Source organism: Mesorhizobium sp. M7A.F.Ca.US.011.01.1.1 (assembly GCF_003998295.1).
In the GTDB taxonomy this organism is placed as follows: Bacteria; Pseudomonadota; Alphaproteobacteria; order Rhizobiales; family Rhizobiaceae; genus Mesorhizobium.
The window spans coordinates 1-4,205 of the sequence record NZ_RZRT01000129.1 but is presented as its reverse complement, the minus strand read 5'-3'; the positions used below and the strand labels follow the sequence as shown (position 1 = coordinate 4,205).

Below are 4,205 nucleotides of genomic sequence, written 5' to 3'. Positions count from 1 at the left end.
AGCTAGCGCGACTGACGAGAGTGGAACCTATCGGCAGGCTTCCGGAGCTCGCCGCCGAGATTGTCTCCGGCAAGGTGACGGGGCGCATCGTCATCGACGTCGGCAGCTAGTCCTTAATTGGCGGCTTTCCGCCCGGCAGACCGCGTCGGCGCGCGCTTTCACTCTGCAGATCACGGATACGGCGTACCCGTCCGGTGAAGACCGCAGACGTGCGTGTCCGGCGGCCATGAGCACTGCGGTGCAGGGTCAAGCTTTCGATGGGGAGACGCGATGATATTCTTCGAGGAGGAGTTTGACCTCCTCGATGCCTTCATCGGTGAAGGCCAAGATTCCGTCGTCATCGTTGGCGCCGTACACCCAGATGACGCCGTCCTCGGGCTCGAGACCGAGGGTCAGGTCCTGGATGAGCGCATCGCTGACGCCGAGGTCCCTGGCGACACGTTCGACGGTGTAGACGTGATGCACCTTATTGCGCTGCATGATCAGGCCGCCGCTGGTTGGGTCCGCAGTTTTGCGGATCTCCAATTCCACGGCAGCAAATCATCGATCCGATGGGCTGGGTGGGCTGCGATGCGCGCCAGGATATCGGCGAGCCAGGCCTGCGGGTCGATATCGTTCATCTTGGCGCTGACGATCAGGCTGTAGAGAACGGCAGCGCGCTGTCCGCCGCGATCGGAACCGCAGAACAGCCAGGACTTTCTGCCGAGAGCGATGCCGCGCAGGGCTCGCTCGGCTGCATTGTTGGATAGGCAGATCCGCCCGTCGTCGAGGAACCGGGCGAAGGATGACCAGCGGCGCAGCATGTAGTTGAAGGCCTTGGTCAGATCATGTCCGCGCGAGAGCTTGTCGCGCGTCTCAATCATCCAGGTCTCGAGCTCGGTGACCAGCGGCGCGCTCCGCTCCTGGCGCACGGCGTGGCGTTGGCCTGGTGACAGGCCGTTGATCTCGCGCTCGATATCGAACAGGGCATCGATGCGCTTCACGGCTTCGACCGCCAGCGGATAGACCAGGTTGGGCTTCTCGCCGTGCGCCTTCTTGCGCGCCGCCGCTTCGACATCGGCCAGCTCGAACACTTTGCGCCGGCTGTGGGCCCAGCAGCTGGCCTCCAGAATAGGCGCCGGCTGACGACCCGTCGCATAGAGATCGCCATAACCACCAAAGGCATCGGCCTGCAGAATGCCGCTCCAGCCGGCGAGATGCGCCGCGGGATGTTCGCCTCGGCGATCGCGGGAATAGTAGAACACCGCCGCCGGCGGATCGGCGCCGCCGAACGGTCGGTCATCGCGCACATAGGTCCATAATCGGCCGGTATCGGTCTTGCCCTTGGCCAGGACCGGCACCGTCGTATCGTCGCCGTGCAGACGTGAAGCGGCCAGCACATGGGCTTCGAGCCGCTTGAACAGCGGCATCAGCGCCGCGACGCCGGCGCCGACCTGGTCGGCGAGCGTCGACAGGCTGAACGGCACGCCTTCGCGGGCATAGCGTTCGGCCTGGCGGTTGAGCGGCTGATGCTGGCCGAACTTCTCGAACAGGATCATCGCCAGCAGGCCGGGACCGGCCCAGCCGCGTGGGGTGGCGTGGAACGGCGCCGGAGCCTGGCTGATCGCTTCGCAGTCGCGGCAGGTGAACTTCTCCCGCACGTGCTGGATCACTTTCCATTGCCGCGGCACCACCTCCAGGGTCTCGGTGATATCCTCCCCCAGCCTGCGCAGCCGATGGCCGCCGCAGCAATGGCAAGCGGTCGGCGCCGGCTCGACCACGCGTTCGCGCGGCAGATGCTCGGGAAATGGCTGGCGCGCCGGTCGCTTGCGCATGTAAGGCGCCACCTCGGTGGTCCGGGCCGCTGCCTGTTCGGCGGCGATCTCGTCTTCCGTCGCGGTGCTCTCGAGTTCCTCGAAGGTGAGTTCCATCTGGTCGTGCAGGCGGGCTGAGCGTTCAGAACTCTGACCATGCAGCGCCCGCTGCAGCTTCCGGATCGTCAGATGCTGATGCGCGATCAGCGCCGCATCATCCGATGCCTTGGCCCTGGCGACCGCCAGTTCGGCCTCGACCAGCGCAGCGCGCGCGGCCTCGTCTTCGGCTCTGGCCAGCGCCGCGGTCAGCGCTGCTCTCAGCGCGCCAATATCGTCCGGAACAGCATCCTGGGCGGTGGCAACCATGCCCTGGAGTGAATCATAAAACGCGTCCGCTGACTCGCGGAAAATGGCGCAAACTCAAAGAAAAACTCAGCCCGCGCGCTGCGGGCGGAACGTGTGAAGCGGGTTGCGCCAATCGATCCCGTCGAGCATGTAGGCGAGCTGCGCCGGTGATATGGAAACCGTGCCGTCCGCCGGCGACGGCCATAGGAACCGGCCCTTCTCGAGCCGCTTTGCATATAGCGACATGCCGAGCCCATCATGCCAGATAATCTTGATCAGATTGCCGCTGCGGCCGCGGAAGACATAAAGATCGCCGGCATGCGGATCCCGGCCCAACGTCTCCTGAACCTGCAGAGCGAGGCCCTGCATCCCGCGACGCATATCGGTCCGGCCGACCGCCAACCAGATCCGCACCTGGCTCGGGACCGGGATCATGAAACGCCCAGCGCCTTCACCATCGCCGCCGCCAGTGTCGGCGGCGTGGTCAACGGAATCCGCAGCCGCACCTTGCCGGCGATCTCCAGCTCGATCACCGCTGGTGGCGCCGCCGGCACCGAAGCGGCGACAGGCTCATCGGGAACCACGACAACTTCGGCAAAGCCCGTCTCGCGGGCTCTCATCGCGCGGCGCCACTTGTAGATCAGGCTGGTCGCGACATCGTACTGGCGCGCTACCGCCGCCACTGTGGCCCCGGGCGCGAATGCCGCAGCCAGTATCCGGCACTGATCTTCTTCACTCCAACGACGACGACGCTCCGGCCCGGTCAATAACGTCACATGGCTCATGCTGTGCTGCTAACTACGCTCGTAAGGACGACCTTAAGAGCGCAGCCTCGCTTCCGTGCCATGCTCGCGCAAGGCGGCCCTCGCCGGAGGCGTACGATACGGCCAGAGAATCGTTGAAAGAATGCCTTGCCGGCTTGTGGTCTGTTGGGACAGGCGCAAATAGGGCATGTGGGCTATGCCCGACCTAATGGCTGCGATGCTCGAGCAGAAGATCGCCCATGCCCAGGTGGGGGCTACTACCGCGTGGGTACCTTCGCCGCCGACTGCGACACTTCATGCCACCCACTATCACAGCGTCAACGTCGCGGCGGTGCAGGAAAGTCTGAGGTCGCGAACCCGGGCGAAACTGGAGGACATTCCGTCGATCCCGAGCGCATCCTCCCAAACTGGTCCCCGGCCGGCATTCTCGGCTACATCGTTCGCTGGATCGACCAGGGAGTGGGTTGCTCGAAGGTTCCTGACATCAACGACGTGGGTCTCATGGAGGATCGTGCGACACTTCGCATTTCGGCCCAGCACATGGCGAACTCTCCGCCATGGGATCATCTCGAGACAGCAGGTGATCGAGACGATGAGAAAGATGGCGGCCGTGGTCGACGTTCAGAACGCTGGCGACCCTGCCTACGAGCCGATGACATCCGATCTCGACGCCTCGATCGCTTTCCAGGCCGCCCTTGATCTCGTTCTAAGGGACGGGAGCAACCGAACGGGTACACCGAGGCTTTGCTTCATCGCTACCGTGCAGACAAGAAAGCGGCCGCTGTCAAATACGCTGGTGGGCTCCGAGCGCGAGCAGGATAGTCCCTGAAGAACCTAAGAGAGAGGCCGCGCTGCGGCCTCTCAGGCATCCTGACGTTCCAGTGACAGATTGTATTGCTTGAGCTTGCGATAGAAGGTCGCCCGGCTCATTCCGAGCAACTGGCCGCATGCGGTGACGTCGCCTCCGCATTGCTCTATCGCACGAGCCATCTCGTCTCGTTCCGCAGATTGCGCGGCGATCTTATGAGGCGAGAGCGGTCTCGGAGCCAAAGCCTCTCGCGGACGGTAAACGGGAAGCGGACGCCTGGACCCGGCCGCTTCCATGGCGAAGCCCGGCAGGGGTGCCTTAGAGAACGGAACAGAGTTGGGAGTTTGCAGCATTAGGTCCTCGACTTCTATGACCCGGTTGTCGGCGAGCTTGGATGCCCTAGTGATGACGTTCCTCAGCTCTCGGATGTTCCCAGGCCATATATGCCGAAGCAAGGCTTCCTTTGCGCGAGCGCTGATAGTCAAGTCATCCCAT

The 4,205-nt window shown here is 63.9% G+C and carries 5 protein-coding genes and 1 pseudogene; 1 reads left to right on the top strand and 5 read right to left on the bottom strand.

The window, feature by feature from the left end:
* Window positions 1-246: 246 nt before the first annotated feature.
* The 4 genes from EOA13_RS36565 to EOA13_RS36550 all read right to left on the bottom strand — a co-directional run bounded on the left by EOA13_RS36565 (window position 247) and on the right by EOA13_RS36550 (window position 2,923).
* On the bottom strand, window positions 247-480 hold the full coding sequence (locus EOA13_RS36565) for a hypothetical protein (protein ID WP_127297979.1): 234 nt from the start codon (window positions 478-480) through the stop codon (window positions 247-249).
* A gap of 2 nt (window positions 481-482) precedes the next feature.
* On the bottom strand, window positions 483-2,159 hold the full coding sequence (locus EOA13_RS36560; protein ID WP_127297978.1) for an IS66 family transposase: 1,677 nt from the start codon (window positions 2,157-2,159) through the stop codon (window positions 483-485).
* Between the two features lie 66 nt (window positions 2,160-2,225).
* Window positions 2,226-2,573 (bottom strand): IS66 family insertion sequence element accessory protein TnpB, encoded by a 348-nt coding sequence (gene tnpB / locus EOA13_RS36555; RefSeq protein WP_127297977.1) that lies wholly within the window; start codon window positions 2,571-2,573, stop codon window positions 2,226-2,228.
* Entirely contained in the window at window positions 2,570-2,923 is a 354-nt protein-coding gene (locus tag EOA13_RS36550) for a transposase (RefSeq protein WP_127297976.1), read from the bottom strand. Before EOA13_RS36550 ends, tnpB begins: the two co-directional genes overlap by 4 nt.
* Before the next feature lie 135 nt (window positions 2,924-3,058).
* Between EOA13_RS36550 and EOA13_RS36545 the strand changes: the two are divergent.
* A pseudogene (locus EOA13_RS36545) lies at window positions 3,059-3,724 on the top strand (malate synthase G); the annotation flags it as partial.
* Window positions 3,725-3,763: 39 nt separating this feature from the next.
* Here the strand turns inward: EOA13_RS36545 and EOA13_RS39510 are convergent.
* Window positions 3,764-4,205: helix-turn-helix domain-containing protein (locus EOA13_RS39510; protein WP_281040889.1), on the bottom strand; the 442-nt coding region annotated here is incomplete at its 5' end.